1 protein-coding gene is annotated in these 436 nt (G+C 36.5%); it reads right to left on the minus strand.

Annotation, left to right across the window (positions count from 1 at the left end; genetic code table 11):
- Positions 1 to 436, minus strand: a 436-nt coding sequence (locus SB717_RS33795) for an SNF2-related protein (RefSeq protein WP_410907172.1), incomplete at both ends; no start/stop codon positions are given.

Raw genomic sequence — 436 nt, forward strand, 5'->3', positions numbered from 1 at the left:
GTTCAAATTTAGCTGAACTTCCTTTGTAATCATCAACAAATAAAGCGGGATGACAACAAATTTGTCGCAATCTCGTTAAACCAGCTAAAATTCTAATTTTATTTTTACGTAACGTGTCTTTGTCTAAATGCTTTAACGTTTCTTCCCTTAACTTCGCTAAATAAGCAGCATAGAGACTCTTTTGATCGGGTAATAACTCCGATGATTGTAAGTGCTCTATTTTCTCTGGCAACTCATTTAATACGTCTCCTTTTAATCGTCTTAATACGAATGGTTTCACTCGCTTCGCTATATCTTCACGCCTTAAATCACCGAACTCTTTTCTTCCTGGTAATAATTCCGGGAAGACGACATGGAAGATAGACCATAGCTCTTCTAATGAATTTTCTACAGGTGTACCAGTTAGTCCGAAACGGTATTCAGCTTGAATTGTTTT

Source organism: Priestia sp. SIMBA_032, assembly GCF_046535215.1.
GTDB classification, from domain to species: Bacteria; Bacillota; Bacilli; order Bacillales; family Bacillaceae_H; genus Priestia; species Priestia aryabhattai.